This window comes from Mesorhizobium sp. M0077 (genome assembly GCF_040322955.1).
Taxonomy (GTDB): domain Bacteria; phylum Pseudomonadota; class Alphaproteobacteria; order Rhizobiales; family Rhizobiaceae; genus Mesorhizobium.
Genome location: NZ_JAMYUL010000015.1, coordinates 38,851 through 59,297, shown reverse-complemented (window position 1 = coordinate 59,297; position 20,447 = coordinate 38,851). Strand labels below are relative to the sequence as shown.

The window sequence follows — 20,447 nt, the reverse complement described above, 5'->3', positions numbered from 1 at the left end:
AACTGAATGACGAGGAAACTGGAATATCTGAACGAGATCGAGCGCTGCGTCTCCTGGCTCGCAGCCTGGACGATCCACCACGCCAACCACGTCCGCGAGGGCGATGAGATCAAGGTCGGGGGGCATCAGGCCTCGTCCGCGTCGCTGAGCACCATCATGACCGCGCTCTACGGTTCGGTCCTACGCCCGCAGGATCGGGTGGCGGTCAAACCCCATGCGGCGCCGATCTTCCATGCACTTCAGTATCTGGCGGGCAACCAGACTCACGAAAAGCTCATGAACTTCCGCGGCTACAAGGGCGCGCAGAGCTATCCTTCGCGGACGAAGGATGTCGACGATGTCGACTTCTCGACCGGGTCGGTGGGTCTCGGCGTTGCTCAGACGCTGTTCTCGTCACTGGTGCAGGACTACGTCTCGGGTCACGGCTGGATGAAGGAGCGTTCCGAGGGCCGAATGGTCAGCCTGATCGGCGACGCCGAGATGGATGAGGGCAACATCTACGAGGCCCTGATCGAAGGCTGGAAGCACGGGCTCAGGAACTGCTGGTGGGTGGTCGACTACAATCGCCAGTCGCTCGACGCCGTGATCCGGGAGGGCCTCTGGCAGCGGTTCGAGCAGATTTTTCGCAACTTCGGCTGGGACGTGATGGTCCTGCGCCACGGCGCTCTGCAAGAGGCTGCCTTTGCCGAGCCGGGGGGCGAGAAGCTGCTCGAGTGGATAGAGCGCTGTCCGAACCAGCTCTATTCGGCGCTGACCTTCCAAGGGGGTGCTGCCTGGCGCAAGCGGCTGCTCGACGAGATCGGAGACCAAGGGCGGGTAACCACTCTGATAGAACGCCGCTCAGACGACGAGTTGCAGGCGTTGATGACGAACCTTGGCGGGCATGACATGCCGAGCCTCCTCGAAGCCTTCGAGGCGGCGTCCAGGCATGACCGTCCCGTCTGCTTCATCTGTTACACCATCAAGGGCTACGGTCTGCCGCTTGCCGGACACAAGGACAACCACGCGGGGCAGATGACGCCCACGCAGATGGAAGACTACCGCCTGCAGATGGGCGTAAAGCGGGGTGAGGAGTGGGACAAATGGGCGGCCGCCAACTTGCCGGAAGCGGAACTTGACGCCTTCTTCGCAAGGGCGCCGTTCTTCAGTGAGGGCCGTAGGAGGCTGTCTGCGCCGTCGGTGCCGGTGCCCGAAACCCTTCCGTCACCGGGGCAGCCCGGCAAACCGCTCTCGACCCAGATGGGCTTCGGCCAGATCCTGAACGACATCGCACGAGAGCGCAGTCTGCTTGCCGACCGCATTGTCACCACCTCGCCCGATGTGACGGTCTCGACCAATCTCGGTGGCTGGGTTAACCGGCGCGGCCTTTTCGCCCGGGAGACCATGGCGGACACCTTCAAGGCCGAACGCATTCCGTCGACCTTTACCTGGGAATTTGGGCCGAAGGGGCAGCACCTTGAGCTCGGGATCGCCGAGTCGAACCTGATGATCATGCTCGGGGCGCTCGGTCTCTCGCACTCGATTAATGGCGTGCGCCTACTGCCGATCGGGACAGTCTATGATCCCTTCATCTACCGATCGGCCGACCAGCTAAACTACGCCTGCTATCAGGATGCGCGCTTCATGCTGGTCGCAACGCCCTCGGGCGTGACGCTGGCGCCCGAGGGCGGGGCACACCAGTCGATCGGAACCCCATTGATCGGCATGGCGCAGGATGGGCTTTGCGCCTTCGAACCGGCCTTCGTCGACGAACTGTCCGTGATCATGCGCTTTGCCTTCGATTACATGCAACGTAATGGCGAGGGGGATCCGGATGAGATGACGTGGCTGCGTGATCAGACCGGAGGATCGGTCTATCTTCGCCTGTCAACCCGGCCGCTCGAGCAGCCGCTGCGCGACATGAAACCGGCGCTCGCGCGGGACATCGTCAACGGCGCCTATTGGCTGCGTCCGCCCGGGCCGAACGCGAGTGTCGTCATTGCTTACCAAGGCGTTGTCGCGCCCGAGGCGATTGCCGCGACGGGTCTTCTGGCGGAGGACCGGCGCGATGTCGGGCTGCTCGCGATCACCTCCGCGGACCGGCTTAATGCGGGCTGGCAGGCGGCGGAACGAGCCCGGCAGCGTGGCGCGATTGGCGCCCTGAGTCATATCGAGCGGCTGCTCGCGCCGCTATCGCGTGACTGCGGCATCGTCACCGTGATCGACGGCCACCCGGCGACGCTCGCGTGGCTCGGTGGGGTTAACGGGCATCGCGTGAAGGCGCTCGGGGTCGAGCATTTCGGCCAGACGGGGACTATTGCGGACCTCTACCGTCACCACGGCCTGGACACCAACGCCATCGTACATGCGGCACAGGCGGTGAGTGCGGGACCGGCTGTTCGCTACCGGAAGGCGCTGCCTTGACCATGAGCTACCGGACGCTTCGGGCCGGTACGGATCGGCTCACGTCCACCGCCCGGCCATTTCCACGGGCGTTCCGGTTCGCTTCAAAGCGGACAGCTGCCAGGGACACTGTGGACGTTCTGATCGCGCTAGAGTAGCTCGTGCGACCCCCAGGGTCACCTGGAATACGCAGGGAGGCGGCTTTTATTTAGCCTTGCGTCCAATTACGAATTCGATCCAATCCAGTCCGGAGCAAAAGCTCCGCGTCCTCCCGATTTTCGGCTTCGACGTAGCACCGCATTTCCGGGGCATTTCCGGATGGACGCAAATGCAAGACACGCTTATCCGCGAGAGTGATACGAAGCCCGTCAACATCGCTAACCTTGCTTACCACTCCAATCGACCCGACGAAGGCGGCGATGTTAGTTTCCGCTGTACGAAGGTATGTCATGAGGCGAGTGCTGCTTTCGACGGAAAAATTTTCCAAGCGATCCGCAACCGCCGCTGGCAATTGAAAGGAACTGCCAATCTCCGACAGTGGCTGCCCACTTGTATTAACAAGGGAAAGTGCCGCAAGGATGGGGAGAAAACTGTCGCGTGTAGGTAGCGCTGGCAGTTTAGTTCCGTTCGGGTCAAAGTCCGTGCCGGTCAACAAACCACCGTTTGCTTCGAAACCAACCACGCGCTCGTGACCCGACGCAACCAAATCGAGCATGGCAGCAATAACAAATGGCGATCCAACCTTGGTACGCACGACTTTAAAAGAACCTGCGGTCTCGATACCAGAGTTTGATGTGACCGGCGTGACGACTGCCTTCGCTTGCAGGAAGTTCGCCGTAATCAGGCCTAACAAATCACCGCGAAGGGGGTCTCCGTGGTCGTCAGCTACCAGTGGGCGGTCACCATCGCCATCTGCCGAGACGACCGCATCAAGCCGATGCTCTTTGGCCCAGAGCTTGAACTGTTGAGCAGTCTCGTCCGAGACCGCTTCAGTGTCGACAGGAATGAAACCTTCCGAACGTCCCAGGGTTACGACCGTCGCACAGTGATATGAGAGAATGTCAACCAAGAGATCGCGCGCGACTGTGCTGTGCTGATATACGCCCACCGTTAAGCCCTTTAGAGCATTAATCTCCATAAGCTTTCGATTGCGCGCCATGAAAAAGGCCTTGCATTCGGCCTCCCGGTGCTGCCGACGTGCAACAGCACCTTCAAGGACGTATCCGCGCTTCTCCAACTGCAAGGCGATGCGCGTTATCTCCCGCTCATCACCCTTGTCGATCTCACCGTCGGGTCGATAGAATTTTATTCCATTACGGTCGGCCGGAATGTGCGAGCCTGTGATCATCAAACAACCACTCTTACGCGCCTGAGCATACAGTGCCAGGGCAGGGGTGGGGACGGCGCCGCAATCGACTACGATGAAGCCGAGCGCAGACAGTGCCGCCGCACAGACGGCGGCGATGGCCGGACTCGAGGCGCGAAAGTCGCGCCCTATGAGTATCTCGTCGCCAATTCTGGCCAGGCCGGATTCCAGCAGGAATGTCGCGAATGCCGTTGCATATAGGGCAGAGGCGGCTCCTGCCAATTCTGTCGCCAGGCCCCGTAATCCACTTGTTCCGAATTTCATACCAAATCCGACGTTGCTAACCGGGTTTTGAGGGTAACATGCTCAAACTTTGGCTCGTCCGGAATGCCCATCGACAGATCCCTCGGACGAGAACAAGAAGTACATTCGGTTACCGTAGACGCGCTCGGTTATCGAGGGTTACCCTTGTGAGGATTGACGCAGTCGGCGTCGGCGTGGGCAGCGCACCGTGACCTTCACGGCGACGAGTTGGAGCGGATGGGGTCCGGGCCCGGCAGGGCTCCTCGCGGCTGGCTCACATGAGCGCTATCGCCATCGAGTGATTGTCTCAGTCTACATTAGCTCTGGGTCCCGAAAGCGCGTACAGCAAATCCTCTTATCTATCGCCGTTCGGTGTAGCTCCCGTTCAGAAATGCATGATAGACACTCTCGATGCCTTCCATGAGAGTGATCTTTGCTGCCCATCCCAAAGTGCGCAGCTTGTCGACGCTCATCAGCTTTCGCGGTGTACCGTCAGGTCTAGAGTGATCATGCGCGATCTCCCCAGTAAATCCGACTACACGGCAGATCATTCTGGTCAGCTCTAGGATCGTGATGTCCTGTCCGCAGCCGAGATTGACGTGATCATGGTCAGAGTAGTTCTTCAGAAGGAAGACTAATGCGTCGGCGCAGTCGTCGACGTGCATGAATTCCCGACGTGGTGTGCCCGTGCCCCAGATGGTGATTCGCTTATCACTTATGAGCTTAGCTTCATGCGCTTTCCGGATCAGCGCTGGGATGACGTGGCTTGACTGCAAGTCATAATTGTCGCCTGGCCCGTAGAGATTCGTCGGCATAGCGGAGATGTAGTCGCGGCCATATTGCTGGCGATAGGCTTGAGCCATTTTGATGCCGGTGATCTTGGCGACGGCGTAGCATTCGTTGGTGCGCTCTAGTGGCCCGGTCAAAAGCGCGCTTTCAGGAATGGGCTGTGGTGCCATCTTCGGATAGATGCAAGACGAGCCGAGGAAGAGGACGCGGTCGACATTGTTTTCGTGGGCTGCCGCGAAGATATTGGCCTCGATCATCAGATTGTCGTAAAGAAAGTCGACCGGATAGGTGGCGTTCGCGAGAATACCACCTACCTTTGCCGCCGCCATAATGATAGCGTCCGGTTTCATCACTGCCACGAAGTTTTCAACCTCGGTCTGTCGCTTGAGATCTAGCTCTCCGCGAGGGGCGGCCACAACTTTGCAGTCTTCAGACGCGAGTCGGCGTACAACAGCGCTGCCCACCATACCTTTGTGGCCAGCGACCCACACGGTTTTTCCGTTCAGATCATACATTACGCTTCCTTCATGACTACAGATGTCTGCATGACCTTCAGGTCTTCGCGGACCATTTCCGCAGCAAGGTCGCGCACGGATATCTCATGCACCCAGCCGAGCTTCTCCTTCGCCTTGGTAGCGTCACCCAGGAGAAGATCGACTTCCGTGGGGCGGAAGTAGCGTGGGTCCACTTGGACTAGGCATCTGCCGCTCGCTAGATCATAGCCCTTTTCGTCGACACCCTTGCCCCGCCATTCGATCTCGACGCCGACATCTTCGAAAGCCCACTCGACGAATTGGCGGACAGGAGTCGTTTTGCCCGTAGCCAGCACGTAATCATCCGGTTGATCCTGCTGCATCATCATCCACATACCTCGCACGTACTCACGCGCATGGCCCCAATCGCGTTGAGCATCGAGATTGCCGAGATAAAGCTTGTCCTGCTTGCCCAGGTAAATAGCAGCGGCAGCGCGGGTGATCTTGCGCGTCACAAAAGTTTCGCCACGGAGGGGGCTTTCGTGATTAAAAAGAATGCCGTTGGAAGCGTGCATACCATAGCCCTCACGATAATTGACGACCATCCAGTAGGCGTAGAGCTTGGCGGCGGCGTAAGGGCTGCGCGGATAAAAGGGCGTCGTTTCGTTCTGCGGTACGGACTGCACGAGGCCGTATAGCTCTGACGTCGAGGCTTGATAGAAGCGGGTCTTGTCCGTCAGACCGAGGAGGCGAATCGCCTCAAGAAGTCGCAATGTACCGATACCGTCCGCGTTTGCTGTGTACTCAGGTGTTTCGAACGACACCTGGACATGGCTCTGAGCAGCCAAGTTGTAAATTTCGTCTGGCTGAGATTCCTGAACCACGCGGATGAGGTTAGTCGAATCAGTGAGATCACCGTAATGCAAGATTAAGCGCGGATCGGATTCGTGCGGGTCTTGGTAGAGGTCTTCGATACGACCGGTGTTGAAGGAAGAGGAACGTCGCTTAATCCCATGAACGATGTAGTCTTTTTTGAGAAGAAGACGGGCAAGATAGGCACCATCCTGTCCAGTTATGCCCGTAATAAGAGCAACTTTCCTGCTATCACCCATTCTATTCCTGCTCAATTAAAGTTTAAAGTTTCGGCTCCGGCTCGCCACGCCGACACAATGTGCGGCCCGCCCCGTGCCCCATGGAGCACTTCGACAGATGCGGCGCGAAGATCGTCATTGACTGTCCGCCAGCCGAGCACACCTGCTCTGCTTAGAGTCACGAGCAAAAATAGAGTCGCGCCGCTAACCTGTCGGACTCGTACATGCGGTCTGAGTGCCGCTCAGCTCACGCCCTGAGCGACATGTACTCCCAGCACCTTGCAGCTGATTTGCTCTTCTATCAGCGAGTGAGGACGCCTTTCTTTCTTGCTTCAGCGTCTTCTAATGGGAATTGTTTGGATCCGTGAAATCGATTGTTTGGATAAAGTGCATCCACAGAATGGATGGTCTGAGCGAGCAGCGGGGGCGCATCGCCGGCCCGGAGTCGTAGCGCGAGCTTCCGTTCGGGGCGAGGACAAAGTTCGTGGCCGCGAGCGTCACCACAGCATCCGGCACAGGTCGTGCAGAACTTTGGGAGCCGACTGCGGATTCTGTCGATCAGCTGGTTCCAGGCGCGTCGAGCCATCGACCTCATCTCGCCCGGTACCGGTTGCTGTATGCAGCCTTGCACCCTTGGCGTACGGCGTCGACGGAATGATTTGCTTCGGCAGGCAGTGTCGTAGCGTTTCCGGCTGTTTCGGCTCTATTGACCGGGCCCGCGTCAGCCGAGCCCCTTCATCATGGCATCCAACACATGGATGGCCGGCATCCACTCAATAGATTTTACATATGCGGCGGAGGCCCAGTAGAGAAGGCTGAACCGGAAGCGAGGGCAACCCTAAGCGAGGGCATCGGCTTCAAGCTTTGCGAGCGTCACGGGATTAGTGGGCAGTGCTGAGTGAGCTCTTCTGCCCTGTGGCCCGGCCTCTGCCAAGGGCCCGGCGTCAGGGTCTACTAGTGTCGACTAAGGATTCCAAACCGGATGCAACCTCCTCTCCGAAACGAGATTTCCGAAAATGCATGTTAGTGGATTGGAAAAGCGCCGGTTCGTCGTCTCTCGGAGGCGTACGGGGTTCGGTGATTGTCTGTGGTCGTTGGCGGCCGCTTGGCGCTACGCGCAGCGGTCGGGACGAACTCTAGCCATCGACTGGCGGGGGGCCTGCTACCTCGACCAACCCTTCACAAATGCGTTTCCGGTGTTCTTCCAGCCGATCAATGACATCGCTGGGGTGCCGGCTATTTCCGACGACCGGATCAACGACGTTTCCTTCCCTGGTCCATTCTTCCCAGAGTGGTGGAACAGGCCGGCGATCGAGTGCCTTTACCGGCCAGATGAGCAGATTTTCCAAGAGCGCGATGAGTTGGGCGAGCTCTTTCAGGCCGAACACGATGTCGAAGCGAACACAGTAGTGTGTGACGCTTGTCTGATGTGGCGGTGCGATGAGGAAGCAGAGCGGCAGGTGTTCCAGAGTGTCAAGCCTCGGCCAGAAATTCAAGCCCGCATAGATGCCATTTATCAGGAATGTTTTGAGGGGCACAGCATCATCGGGATTCATGTTCGGCACGGCAACGGTGAAGACATCATGGAGCATGCGCCCTACTGGGCCGATCCGGAGCTCGCCGTTCGGCAAGTGTGCGCTGCAATTGAGAAGGCTAAGGCGTTACCGCACCCTAGGCCTGTGCGGCTGTTCTTATGCACGGACAGCGCGCGGATACTGGATCTTCTGTCGGCCAGGTTTCCCGATCTGCTCACTGTCCCGAAGCACTTCGGATCCAATCAAGGTGGCCCCTTACACACTGCAGCACTCGGGATTGACGGCGGAATTTCCGCCCTCGTTGAGATGTATCTTCTCGGGCGCTGCGATACCGTAATTCGGTTTCCCCCGACGAGCGCCTTTACACGATATGCACGTCTATTCGCACCACGGGTAATTGAATTCGATCTGAAGGAGCCAAGTCGTTTGACTTTGATAGAAGACAGCCAAGTCTCTGATCTCAGTTAAGACCCGCGACCTGCGCAATTCGGCAGAGGCAACCAACAGGCTTAGTTGAATGCGCATTTCTCATCGACGCCAGTGGAGGCGTCGTACATTACCGATAGGGTCGTCATCTGGCGCCGCCCGCAACGCGCCAGAACTTCGCTGTTACGCGGGGGGCCGCAGACAAGCCAGAGCGACGGCGATCGTGACGCTGACGCTCGAAAGAACGCGGGCGATCACTCCAGAGACGAAATCGAGGTTAGTTATGAAAGTGATTCCCGTGATCATCAGCGGCGGAGCCGGATCGCGGCTATGGCCCGCCTCAAGGCAATCGCACCCCAAACCTTTCCTCAAAGTAGCGGATGGATATTCTCTCATTCAGCACACTGTGCTGCGCGCCGCTTCGATAGAAGGTGTCGTGGAACTCGTCGCTGTGACATCCGGGGAACACCTCTTCCTGACCAAGGACGAATTTGACGAACTGGATTCCGTGGTCCTGCCACGCACCTTTCTGCTCGAGCCCGAAGCTCGGGATACGGCCGCCGCCGTGGCTGCAGCCGCGATCCATGCGAGGGTAACGCAAGGCCCTGACGCGATCCTGTGCGTTTTCCCGGCCGATCACCTGATTAGCAACCTGCCTGCGTTTCTAGACGTCATGGGCCTGGCCATGGAACATGCGAAGCTCGGGCGGATCGCCACATTGGGCATCACCCCAACCAGACCGGACACGGCATTCGGCTACATCGAAGCAGATGGTGAGAACGTCGTCCGTTTCGTTGAAAAACCGGATCTGGATACAGCCAAAGCCTATGTCGCGTCTCAACGCTTCTTCTGGAACGCCGGCATCTTCTGCTTCAGTGCGCAAACCATGCTCGACGAGATGGTTTTGCATTGTCCCGAGGTGCTCCAGGCCGTCGCCGACAGCTACGAGAACGGCCGCGCCAGTCAATGCCGAGGCTTTGCCAAAATCGAACTCGCGCTTGAGCATTTCGGTTCCGCGCCGCGGATCTCGCTCGACCACGCTGTCATGGAGAAAACTAACAAACTTGCCGTGATTCCCTGCGACATGGATTGGAGCGACATCGGATCTTGGAACGCAATGGCCGATTTGATCGCCCCCGACGAAAGCGGGAACAGGATACACGGCGATGTGCACATGGTCGACACGACCGGCACCTATGTGAGCTCCGACAAGCGCGTCATCGGCACGGTGGGCGTAAGCGATCTGGTGATCGTGGATTCCCCGGACGCTTTGCTTGTCACATCCCGCGACCGCGTTCAGGACGTTAAGAAGCTCTTCGAGTGCCTCAAGGCTTCGGGACATGAAGCTCATCTGGTCCATAGCACGGTACACCGGCCCTGGGGTTCCTATACGGTTCTGGAGGAAGGCGAGCGCTTCAAGATCAAACGCATCGAGGTGAAGCCCGGTCGCCAGTTGAGCCTGCAGATGCACTATCATCGTTCGGAGCACTGGGTCGTGGTCAGCGGCTCCGCCAAGATCGTCAATGGCGAGCAGGAGTTGTTCCTGGGGACAAACGAATCTACTTACATCCCCTGCGGCCATAAGCATCGGCTCGAGAACCCAGGCAGAATTGACCTGGTGATCATCGAAGTGCAGAGCGGCGATTATCTCGCCGAGGATGATATCGTTCGCTTCGACGACGAATATGGTCGAACGTAGATAACAGTACAAAAAAGTTAAACGACGAGGCGTCGCTCAAGGATCTCTGTCGTGGGTTCTGGGCCTGACATTGGCAAGCAGCGGGCCGAGCGTGTCATAGTATCCGCCCCGCGCTCTCCAGGCACTCGATCGTGGTCGAAAACGTCGGTGAGCGCTTGACAGCGCGCCGTCCGCGGTAACGAAGACTTCAGATCTTTCTCAGGCGGACCAGTTGCTCAGCTGTTCAACGGCACAGCCGTATTTCAGCCTGTAGGCGGCAACGAAATCCTCATCGCTGCAGATGCAGCGGCCGCTGGAATCTTTGGCTTTCGGATCATGGAGGTGAGAACCAAGGGGGCGCAGTAGATTCACGCGAGTGCTGGTCGTCGGACTCATCGGAAAACCCGCACTATGCTTGACCAGGTCTGCGGCAAGCATGATCCCGGCAAGCGCTGATTGAAAGGCCATCGGAACCACGGTTCGAAGGAGACGACTTCCATCGCTAAGCTGGAACACCAGGCCGCCGCAGATAACCTGCTGATAAAAGGAACGGAGGGGCTGGCCAACAAACGCGGCGAGCGGCTCAAACGGCACAGCCATCGCCGTAGCCACCCGAGCTACGAACTCATTGGGGACTCCGGTATTGGTCTGCAGGAGCGTTTTTACCTCCTCGTGTGCTTCCGGCATTCCGAGTTCCTCCGCGACCAGTTGGTGTTCGTCCTTGGATTTCCCGGTCGGCATGTACATGCAGCAAAGGCAAGCCTGGCCGTCATCGAAACCATGCCGCGAGATGCCTAGATCTTGCTCCTGAGTCCAGGCGTTCGCGATCCATCGGGGCAGAGCACCTTGGACAGCTAGACGGTCGGCGGCGGTGTCAAGCGCCACACCCACTCGGTCGAATACCCAATCGCCCCGGCGCGCAACATATTCTGCCCACTTCATAGGGTGCGCCTCCACTTCAAGGGCGGTGGACCGAAGGGCGTGGGTTGCTAGGGCCGCCTTAGAGAGGCCGACCTCCGCCTGACCTGCCAACACGTAGCGCTGCAGGTTTGAGAGTTCGATAGCTTCGTGATCAACTACATGCAGGCGCCCCGACAGACCGGATTGCCTCGCCAGCGCCCAGAGCGAGCCATGGCCTATCGCGCCGAGCCCAACGAGGTGCGTTTCGCCAAGGTCGACAGGGAAATTTAAGGGGCTGGAATCGCCGGCGTTGCTCTTGTTGTAGGTGCATAAAGAGAGGTCGATGTTCTCGTCCAGCTCGGCGCCGGTCAACTGGGAAGCAAAGACGGTTCGAAAGACGTTGGCGGCGGCAAAGCAGCTTGCGGCGCCGGCTCCATAGGGCAGCAAGCTCGAGCCAGAGCCCACCGGGTCCGTACGCGACAGCTTTGCCGCCCAACCCTGCGATCCCATGAAAAACGTTGGGCACCGAAGTGATGGGTGCACCGCGCCTGCAGCTACACAGACCGTCGCATACTTGCCGGAACGCCGGATGCTGATTTTTGGATTGATCGACTTTGCCAAGCGCTCGAGCGCTTGGGCTTGAGAGCTCGCGGCCATGTCCAGGGGGAGTATGGCCAGAACCGGATAAAGTCTGGCAAGCAACCTGACCGTAAGGTCAAGCGTCGCCTGGCCCTCGGCACACGAAGCGGCTTGGCTGTCGAAGGCCACAGCCACGACCTGCTTTTCGAGGGCTGCTTTGAAGTCGCATAGATGAAAGTCGGCCAGCACCTGAGAAGCTGCCGTGGCGGCGCGGTCGATGAAGTTAGCGAGTGCCATCGTTCAACCCGTTATCGTGATCATCCGCCTGAGTGCCGCGGATGGGACCTCATTCCAGTTCGCCTTCGCGTCAAGTCGATAGGCGGCGACCCGAGCAAGATCGAAAGGCTCGCGGGCGAAATTGGGCACCACCAGCGACAGACACCCAACCGTCGTAGCGACCGCGTAGGCGTCGTCGGTCGTCGAATGGTAGGCTCGGCCCGGATGGCTATGGATCTGGGCGAAGAGTTTAAGGCTGCTCTTGTAGAGCCAGACATTGAGCCGGTGTAGTTCTTCGGCCGGAACTATCACGCAAACGCCGTCGCCCGTCCGAATGTGACGCTGTGCCGGTATAACGGTCTCTGTTACGCCAAAGTGCTGGTCCTGCTGAACGCCGACCCAGAGCGCCATCCCCTCATGGCCCTGTCGCCCAACTGAGCGCAGGTGCGCCTGGACACTTGAAAGACAGTCTCGGGGAAGAGCGACTGTCCCGACATCCTTGAGCTCGGTCATTCTGGAATGGCGGGTAGGGGTGCTATCATGGCTCCCACTGAGATTTGGAACTGATACTGAAGCTGCTCCACGGGACCGGTCCCGTACTTGATGATCTTGTCCAGGATGAAGGCCAAACAGCCTTCGCCAGAACCCCGGTGGAGAAGCCATGAATCACCTGAATGGGCTGGATTGTCGTGGTATTCCCGGACGCCTGACATGCACAGGAATGGCGTGTGTTCCGCACTGTTGGCCTGGATGAAGTCCGACAGCGACAGAGCGTTCTGCTGCATGAGGACCAAAATCATATCCGGTGGGGTTCCGGGTAGATGCGGTCGTCTCAGCATCCTGAGCAGCAAATCCTTCCGGGCAATCGGCCGGCGTATAAAGGGGTCTACGAAGACCACCGACGGAGGTCGGAGGTCGTAATTGGAGAAGTCGATCTCGACAGCTGCACCGATGATCTGTGGCTTTATCTTCGGCGGTACGAAGATGAAGAAGGCCGTCGGGAAGCTCGCCTCGATTAGGAAACAACCCTGAGCCCGGTAAATACCTGCTTGTGTTTGGAACCAGCCGATCTGCCGACCGAACTTCGCTCGGGACACCTCCGGGTCCACAGTTTGGAGTTCAGGCACCTGCGACGCCCGCCTTCAGGCTGAGGAACAGGGTCACAGTGGTCGCGAAACCGAAATCGCCAACTTTTTTGTCGACGTCGAGCAAGGTGCCGGCCTCGTCCTTGAATTCCCAATTCTCGGCCGGTTGGGCGACGTTCTGCGTATTTTCAAGCGCTTTGGTGCGGACGACGTGAAGCGGCTGGTTGGGATTGGCTTCGACCTGTGTGGGCTGGCCGTTCACCACCACCGTGATCTCGATCTTCCCGGGGCCGCCGCCGTGATTTTCGCCCTTGCCCGAATCCTTCGACATTGTCCTACTCCTGTGGCTTACCAACGGGCCCCAAGCCGCCAGTGCAGACCTGCTAGTGAGCGGGCTGGCGGTCCTCAATCGTCCACTCGGCGCCACGGACCGCGAGTACGCGAAAGACAAGGGATAACATCGAATCGATGCTGTCTCCTTTTATGGGGACTTGTGCGGCAAGTAAACGGCCGAAACTGCTCTTCACAACTATAATCGATTTGAGCATTGGCAAAATACCGGCCCCCACCTATTCATAAACCCGCCGCCGCTTGCTCATTCCACTGGCCGCGTGCAACTCGGGCACTCAGTGATTCAGTTGGCAACATGCAAAATGGACCCACGCCCCAATATCCAACGTCGAAGTCGGCAATACCCCCGCAAGTTGTCCCTGCTCGTTTGGAATAACGCGCCTGGGTTGGGCCCGCTCTCGCCCTCTCCTGACAACGTCGCCCAGGCCCTCGCTCGCGAGATCGGCTCGCGGGTGCAGATCGCGGGCGCTCGCGCTGCGAGCGTGCTTGGCCTCTGACGCAAGTTCCGGCCAGGAGCACTTACCTGGCCGATGGCCTTCTCGTCGCGTTGTTGTGGATCTGCGTCACGCCTCCCCGAAGCATCTGATCGCCCCGGGCAGCGCCGCTGGCACCGTCGTGCACGCTCTGCGTCACCTGGATCCAATGCTTGCGCACGACGTTGCCCAGGTGGCCGCGCGCCAGCTATCGGTGAGCGACAAGAAAGCACTTGTCGCTGGCGCCACTCGGGCACCTGCATGGATGCGGCCGACGCTCGTCGCCATCGCCAACAACGCAAGTGGTGCCCTTGGTGGATAAGGTTGCCCTCTTGCCGTCCGAAATGCGACTGCGGACCTGCGCTCCGACTACCGTGGCATGCCGCCGTATGTTCGATGAAAAGCCACTGTCGTGCGACGAAGTCGTTTCGCGTCACCGGAAATTTAAAGAAACCACCAATGCCTCGTCGCCCGTTCTGCAGAAGCCGGACGAGTAATTCAAGTCTGAGCAGCGTACGGCCGAATACAGGGCCCGTTCCAATTGGGGCAATCGGCCGGCACTGGCGGTGGCGTGATGGCGACAGGAACAGTTCTCGATCTTTTTACTTCGCCAACCACTGCTTTGCGCCCCCGTCTCGGCCGTCCAGGGCCTCGTAGCCGCCGCCTGAAAGCGGACGTCCCCGACAGCGAAATTCAGTTCGAGTGTGTGCTTGAGCGGACAAGTTTGTCTTCGGATCGCTCTATCTTAGCAGGGGCGCCACGAACCCACGGTCGATCGATTTGGTTGCGCCGCCGCCAGATCTCGGCCAGAGGAGGTCTCGTGGCGCATGAGAGAGCGCTCTATGGCGCGGATGATCGCGATCAGCAGCAGATTGATCACGAGGTAGAGCACGCCGGCAATGGCGAAGATCTCGAAAATCGCGAAGGTCTGGCTCATCAGCCGCTTGGCGAGGTGAAGCCGTCGAGAACTGGCGCGGCGTCGCTGCTGAAGCCGGCATCGGCAAGGCCGAAGTCAACCGCATGGCGTCGGCGTTCGAACACGACGACCTGTCCCAGGCGCTTGCGTAGAAGTGTAGATGTCATCCCTGAAACGCAGGCGCTTCTCGGGCTGACAGCGTAACGCCGGTGGAACGCCTGGTCGGCACAGGAAGCGCCCGAGCCGGCCCGGGCCGATGGACGGAGGCGGGATCATGCGCAGCCGGTTCTTGAGACCGCGAACGCCACATTTGTTCGGGCATCTGGCCATTGTCACCCGTTGCGAGTATGCCCGGGAACGACCATCTCGACATTTACCATTTTCGTGCGTGCCTGCCGTCGGATCTTGTCCAAACTCTGGATGTCAACATTTCGATTGGCATCGATCAACTCGCACAGGCGCCGAACTACAGTATCAAAGTCGCCCGCACGATCAGCAAGCATCAAGTATTCGATCAGGTCCGCAGGTATCCGTGAGCGCCGTAGCGTCGACGTGATCTGGCCGAAGAACCCCTGGCGCCCGGGGTCGTATCGATCTGATGAAACCTCCTGCCCTACCACCTGTTGCCAAGTTTGGGGCAAGCAGGCGTTGAGCAAATAGGCGAACGGCACGATCCACTCAGGCTGCCTGACGGAACAGTACTGTCGCGCGAAACGCTGAATTCGGCTGCGGTCACCCCAGGTCGCGATCGCGCTCAAAAGGGTTGTCGCCTCAGCGATGACGTCGCGCTCCTTGAGTATCTGCCTTGGAACCTCCGCCATCGAGCCGCGCTCGATAGCGTCTCTATGCTCGGTTGCAAGAGCGCGGAATTTGTCGGAGGCTCCGCGTCCGCGCGAACCGCTGCCGCCCGCCCAGTGGACGAGAATGGCATATTCGGCAAATGAGATTCCGCCCAGTATGCGATCCTTTTCCGCCTTTGCCCAGATCGTCAGTGCAGTGCCTTGGGTTTCGAAACCGACCTGCAGCAGGAATCGTAGCGAGCATTCCCGCATACGGCCCTGGCCGGAAGCGCCGGCGAGCGAATCGCCGAGGCGCCATTCGATGTGGGCGAAAAGCGTGGGGTCGTAGAGTCCTGCGGTGATCAACGACTGCGTCAGCGCATGCCAGTTGTCGTTGCCGCGGCTGCTGTACAGCGAATCGATCAACGCAGGATAGCGTTGGGTCCAATACGCTGGCGGGCGTTCGCCGGCAAGCGAGAGCTGGGCTACGTAGAATGCGAATTGGGTGAGATCGAACTGGGCCGAGGGGATCACCAGAGCGGCCGGGTCGAGGCGCGACCAGAATCCGCATTTGATCTGGATTGCCTGCCAAGCACTCTGCTGTCCAACATCGTCGGACGAGGCCGGCCTGTCGCGCTCGGCCAGAAGCTGTACACGCGGCTCGATCCTGCGGTCGTTTATGCCGCGCAGACCGCTGCCGGTGCGACCGAGATGCTCCCACAAGAGATCATCCGGGAGCTGACTCATATGGTCGAATTCGAGTGATCGTTTGCCAAACTTCGCTTGAATCAGATTCCAGGCTGGAGAACCGGTTTCGAAATCCTGGATGTCGACCACGAACTCGGGGAGGTAACCGTGAAGGCTCCGATCCGAGTAGATTTCCTCTTTGTCGCCCCGCAGCAGGACATAGTATACGTGCTCGACGGGGTCCCGGTCGGCGTAGTAAACAATCAGCGCCTCGACTACCCGGTTGAACCTCTCCGGATCGCGGCGGCGCATCAGCGGGAGCGTGCGCGCCCTGAGTTCCCTGCGGTGACGAATGCTGTCACCGCCGGGCTGTCCTTCGACGAGCCATGTCTCCCGGGACAAGAGATCAAAAGCCACCTCAGCTTCCGACGCATCAAGTCCGCAGACCGGCGCCAGCACCTCCCGCGCCATGTGGCGCGTGACGTTGCGCGCAACCAGCCCGGGCCATGCAAGCTTGCGGGCGCGTTCGTCGCGGACATGGTCCAGGATGCGCCGCTGATAGAGTGCGGCGACGAACTTGTCGTCGGCGCTTTCGCCCAGCCGGACGATGTCGTCGACGACGGTCGCTCGCATGTCGGGCTTCGTGTCGCGCACCATCTCGACCGCTACTCGCAGGCTGAGCGGCTCCCGACGGCTGTCGGGGTCCTTCTTGCGCCCCGCAATCCGCCGCGACCAGCTTTCAACCCATTCATTGGGGAGCAGGTCTTTGCCCAACTGCTCGACCATGCCCCGCGCGTCGTCTACTGAGAGCGGTTGTAGCTTCAGCGGGGTGACCTCAAACGCATCGCCGACCGAAAGCTGGTCGACACCAGACCTTCCCGCGGCAACAACGCAGAATTCGAGAAATGGATCCTCGGAATCGGCGCCCAGGGTACGCAGCAAGATGACGACGCCCTCCGTCGCTGCCAGGTCGGACTCCACTATCTCCAGCGTGTCGAGCACCAGCAGGAACGTCGCGGCGCCATTCAACCTGAGCGCAGTTCTGATGATGCTGCGAAACGTCTTGCACCATTGCCTGAGGTCGCCGGTCGCCCGGCCCATGAGCGACTGCCGCATTTGTTCGCTCAATTGATGGAGAGCCTGCTCAGCGTTCGGATACTGGAAGGACAGTTGACGGCAGATTTCCAGCAGCATCAAGCCGGGGCCGCGAGGCTGGACATCCGAGCGGTCGAAGTCGAGATACGCGAACGGAAATTGCTGCCGGGAAAGCGTCGCATGATCGTAGAGGAACTTCGCCACCAGCGCCGTCTTGCCTAGGCCGCCGCGCGCGACAAGAGAAAGCAGCCTCGGCTTGCTGCGGATTACGCGATGAAAGCCGCGGCTGGCCGATTCCAGGACGGAGTGCGAAGCCAGCTCATCGACAACGCTGCGCAAAATGAGCAGTTCCTCGGCCCGCCCGACGAACCGGTCTCCCACGCTCTTTGGCGCCTTGGCCGGATCTACTCCGATCAGAATGCCGAGCGGGATCAGGATTTCCGCCAGGCCGGCACGTCGCCGGCATTCCGCCAGCGAGGGGACGGAGGGCGAGATGTTCATGACGCCCTCGAGTTCTTCGCGGGCGGCCGTGATCGCACGGCGGTGATTGGCCAAGAGCGCATCCGAGACGCTGCGTCCGCGGAGGAATTCGCGCAGATACGTGTCGGCGAGTTTCTCGAGCTCGGCGTTCGGGGTCGACAGCATGGCGCGGTCGTCGGCCTCGTACTCACCAAGCAAGCTAGGCAGCGCGAGTGTCGCGTCGACCGAATTCAGCAATCGCTGTCGCTCGGCATTCAAAAGACGCAGGTGTTTGGCGCCCGAAGCACAAACAAGAACCGACTGGCGAAGCAGCCATGCTCGCGTCCTGACGTCAGGGTTTAGTGCGTCGAGGTGGTAATTGTAGCTGATGGCCGCGCGCAGCAACGCCCCAGAAATATCAAGCGGGGGTGTCGCGGCATCGGCAGGCGTGGACAGGCCCGCTGCCTCAAGCGCCGGCAAGTCGGGACCGCCTTTCTGCGCTCCGAACTCCGACACGTCCGAGCCTGGTCGTGCCGGCTCGAACGATGGTAGGTTGGGGCCCGTCCACGCCGCGTCGAACCGAACGATCGTCTCCAGAGCAGTCTTTCCGACCGCTTTCTCCAACTGGTCGCGAATGTCCGACCTTGCGAGGAGATTGGTCAGATAGTCGGCGGAGAGGCTTTTCATAGCTTGTGCCCGCTGCTCTGGTAGGCGCCGGCAATGAGATTTGCCAGAATCTGCTGACAAACGCTCAACGGCGTGTGGTCAAGATTGCCCTTTGCGTGTTCGCCCTGCAGAACGCCGGGCACCAGCAGCAGTACGCCCGATGCAAGGGCGAGCGGATCCTGCAGGATGCCGGCCTCGTCAAAAGCTGCCTGAAATGTGGCCGAGATATGCTGGACTTGCACGTCGGCCGGAGAAAACGTCTCGACGGACATGTCTTGCGAGGTCAGGAACTCTGGAACGGCTCCTAGGAATAACCACTGCAGCTCGGCGCGCACGTCCGTCACCGCACCCTCATCAATGTCGGCGCCGATAAGGCCGGCTGTGAACTTGCGGACCTGAGATGACAGCGGACGCTGGTCGAGGTCGTCCAACAGTATCCAAGTTTTCGCCCATTTCACGGACGACACCATCACCGGCGGATTCGCGTTTGCGATGGCGAGATCCTCTTGTGTGTTGGGACGCCCGAGCGCGATGTTGTCCTGAACAATTCGTTTCAAGACTTCGGTCGTGTTGACCGTGGTCGTGCGGTGCGCGGCGAGCCGCTTGGAAAACCACTCCGGCATCTCCTGGGATTCCCAGCGATCGACCTTGTCCCCGTCCTTGGCGTCTTTTGGCAAGTCAACGCTGGGCCTTGGTGGGAAGGCGCCAAGGTCTTCCTTCGACATCCCGAATCCGGCTGCGAGCGCGAGCACGAAGTCCTCCAGAGTTTCGGGAATGAGCTCGGTGTCGCCGCCCAACACGATAATATTCTGCGTTCCATCGGCCGCCAGAAAGGTCCTCACGATGTCCGCCGTGAACGACTTTCCGGCACCCTTCTGTGGCGCATCGGCGACATAAACCCTGTTGCTGCGGCTCCTTGTCTGGGGCGATGGACTTGTCGCGTTGTCGAGCCACGTCTGAAGCTTATCCCTGCCCAGCACCGGGACCAAGGCACTTCCGGGCCGTGTCACGCGCCAGATCGATTTTGCCGCTCGCTGCACGGAGTTGATCGGAAGATGTGTGAGGACTTTCGGATGGATTGCATCGATGCGGACGGCCAGATTTCCCTTGAGTACCCCTGCAGGCCTGTATGCAGCGCTGTGGATGCCGATCAGTTCCATCCGGCTGTTGAGACAGGGGGCGCCAGAAGAGCCCTCGTCAGTTTCCAACTCGTAGATCACACGGGTGTTGGGATCCCAGTTGCCGAGTATCCTGCCGAATGCGTGCTGCATTGACATGCCTTGCGGATGCTGCGGCATGACGACCTGGCTCTCGACTGCGTAGGCCGGCGGCGCAGGCATGTCCACGGCGAACCAGCCACGTCGCGCCCTGAAGCCGCCGCTGACGGGAAGGTTTCCAACAGCTTCGTCCAGCCTGATAAGCCCGAAATCAAGATCGGTTGCCAGCTGCGCGAGCTCTTCGTCGTTCAGCGCCGCCACGGTGCCCGCCCATGGAACGGGCGAGCTTTGTGCAACCAACCAGTTGGTTGGGTGCAATCCAACCACGCGCACGCCATGGAGATTGGCGAGGTCGGCCGTGCCCTGAATCGGATCACCCGCCCAATAGTCGAAAACGACCTTAAACGATTGAGGCACCTGGGCGGACCGACCTGATGAAAGCAGTGGGTCGAAGGTGTGTAGAGCCGTCAAGATCAGGTCGGGACCCACGAGAAAGGCGGTCCCGCTTGTCGAGACAGCTTGACCTTGGGCGTTGAGGAATGTTCCCACCACAATGGCCACCCGTGGGCGGACCTTGGTAAACAGCTCTGAAAGTCCTCGGTCGGTGATGAAATGGCTGCGCTTTTTCAGCAGCGCCTGGAGGGCGTTTGGCGGCGCGGCCGGCATTCGAACCGATCGCGCCAATGCCGCTATCCTTTCCTGGTGATCCCCCGACCATGAGATTTCGAAGAAGAGCCTCTCGGCGAGATCGCACGCAAGTCCCCTTTCGTTGAATTCATGAAGGAGCGCCCGAAACAGGGCAAGCACGGGGTCAGCCTGCCCGGCGGACTTCTCCTTCACGAACGCCTCGTAGTCGGGAACAATCTCGAAGGCGCGCACTTCCCGTTCAAGACGGCTCGGCGCGACGTCACGCGCGCACGCAGTGGCAAAGACGTCCAGTTCTGCTGGCGTCAGCTTCATGTTCGCAGTCTCGGGGCAAGA

13 protein-coding genes and 1 pseudogene are annotated in these 20,447 nt (G+C 59.7%); 4 read left to right on the top strand and 10 right to left on the bottom strand.

What is annotated here, in order from left to right; genetic code table 11:
• The first annotated feature begins 6 nt into the window (after nucleotides 1-6).
• Entirely contained in the window at nucleotides 7-2,403 is a 2,397-nt protein-coding gene (locus tag NKJ57_RS24810; protein WP_023672394.1) for a transketolase, read from the top strand.
• 187 nt (nucleotides 2,404-2,590) lie between these two features.
• Here the strand turns inward: NKJ57_RS24810 and NKJ57_RS24805 are convergent, their stop codons facing one another.
• The 3 genes from NKJ57_RS24805 to gmd form a co-directional block, all read right to left on the bottom strand.
• On the bottom strand, nucleotides 2,591-4,012 hold the full coding sequence (locus NKJ57_RS24805) for a phosphomannomutase (protein WP_023746211.1): 1,422 nt from the start codon (nucleotides 4,010-4,012) through the stop codon (nucleotides 2,591-2,593).
• A gap of 338 nt (nucleotides 4,013-4,350) precedes the next feature.
• Nucleotides 4,351-5,295 (bottom strand): GDP-L-fucose synthase, encoded by a 945-nt coding sequence (gene fcl / locus NKJ57_RS24800; protein ID WP_023672396.1) that lies wholly within the window; start codon nucleotides 5,293-5,295, stop codon nucleotides 4,351-4,353.
• The gene (gene gmd / locus NKJ57_RS24795; protein ID WP_023672397.1) at nucleotides 5,295-6,365 is read right to left on the bottom strand and encodes a GDP-mannose 4,6-dehydratase; all 1,071 of its coding nucleotides are present in this window, start codon (nucleotides 6,363-6,365) and stop codon (nucleotides 5,295-5,297) included. The genes fcl and gmd overlap by 1 nt, the downstream gene beginning before the upstream one ends.
• A gap of 995 nt (nucleotides 6,366-7,360) precedes the next feature.
• Here gmd and NKJ57_RS24790 point away from each other — a divergent pair.
• Nucleotides 7,361-8,347 carry a nodulation protein NodZ gene (locus tag NKJ57_RS24790; RefSeq protein ID WP_023708037.1) on the top strand — a complete coding sequence of 329 codons (987 nt, stop codon included), beginning with the start codon at nucleotides 7,361-7,363 and terminating at the stop codon, nucleotides 8,345-8,347.
• 241 nt (nucleotides 8,348-8,588) lie between these two features.
• On the top strand, nucleotides 8,589-10,004 hold the full coding sequence (locus NKJ57_RS24785; protein ID WP_352512989.1) for a mannose-1-phosphate guanylyltransferase/mannose-6-phosphate isomerase: 1,416 nt from the start codon (nucleotides 8,589-8,591) through the stop codon (nucleotides 10,002-10,004).
• 198 nt (nucleotides 10,005-10,202) lie between these two features.
• Here NKJ57_RS24785 and NKJ57_RS24780 read toward each other — a convergent pair whose 3' ends face one another.
• From NKJ57_RS24780 to NKJ57_RS24765, 4 genes are all read right to left on the bottom strand, one after another.
• Entirely contained in the window at nucleotides 10,203-11,759 is a 1,557-nt protein-coding gene (locus NKJ57_RS24780) for an E2 ligase fold family C protein (protein WP_023672400.1), read from the bottom strand.
• A gap of 3 nt (nucleotides 11,760-11,762) precedes the next feature.
• Complete coding sequence (locus tag NKJ57_RS24775; protein ID WP_245261414.1) at nucleotides 11,763-12,149, bottom strand: hypothetical protein; 387 nt, start codon at nucleotides 12,147-12,149, stop codon at nucleotides 11,763-11,765.
• 98 nt (nucleotides 12,150-12,247) lie between these two features.
• Nucleotides 12,248-12,865, bottom strand: coding sequence for a putative metal-binding protein (locus NKJ57_RS24770; protein ID WP_023746214.1), 618 nt, complete (start codon nucleotides 12,863-12,865; stop codon nucleotides 12,248-12,250).
• Nucleotides 12,858-13,154, bottom strand: a complete 297-nt coding sequence (locus tag NKJ57_RS24765; protein WP_023672403.1) for a DUF2604 domain-containing protein — start codon at nucleotides 13,152-13,154, stop codon at nucleotides 12,858-12,860. Before NKJ57_RS24765 ends, NKJ57_RS24770 begins: the two co-directional genes overlap by 8 nt.
• Before the next feature lie 244 nt (nucleotides 13,155-13,398).
• Between NKJ57_RS24765 and NKJ57_RS24760 the strand changes: the two are divergent.
• Nucleotides 13,399-13,969 (top strand): annotated as a pseudogene (locus tag NKJ57_RS24760) (DUF6088 family protein).
• A 423-nt stretch (nucleotides 13,970-14,392) separates the two neighbouring features.
• Here NKJ57_RS24760 and NKJ57_RS24755 read toward each other — a convergent pair.
• The 3 genes from NKJ57_RS24755 to NKJ57_RS24745 all read right to left on the bottom strand — a co-directional run bounded on the left by NKJ57_RS24755 (nucleotide 14,393) and on the right by NKJ57_RS24745 (nucleotide 20,426).
• Nucleotides 14,393-14,584 (bottom strand): hypothetical protein, encoded by a 192-nt coding sequence (locus NKJ57_RS24755; protein ID WP_023672407.1) that lies wholly within the window; start codon nucleotides 14,582-14,584, stop codon nucleotides 14,393-14,395.
• Nucleotides 14,585-14,895: 311 nt separating this feature from the next.
• Entirely contained in the window at nucleotides 14,896-18,270 is a 3,375-nt protein-coding gene (locus NKJ57_RS24750) for a P-loop domain-containing protein (RefSeq protein WP_352512979.1), read from the bottom strand.
• Nucleotides 18,267-20,426 carry a trypsin-like serine peptidase gene (locus tag NKJ57_RS24745; protein WP_023672410.1) on the bottom strand — a complete coding sequence of 720 codons (2,160 nt, stop codon included), beginning with the start codon at nucleotides 20,424-20,426 and terminating at the stop codon, nucleotides 18,267-18,269. The genes NKJ57_RS24750 and NKJ57_RS24745 overlap by 4 nt, the downstream gene beginning before the upstream one ends.
• Nucleotides 20,427-20,447 lie beyond the last annotated feature (21 nt).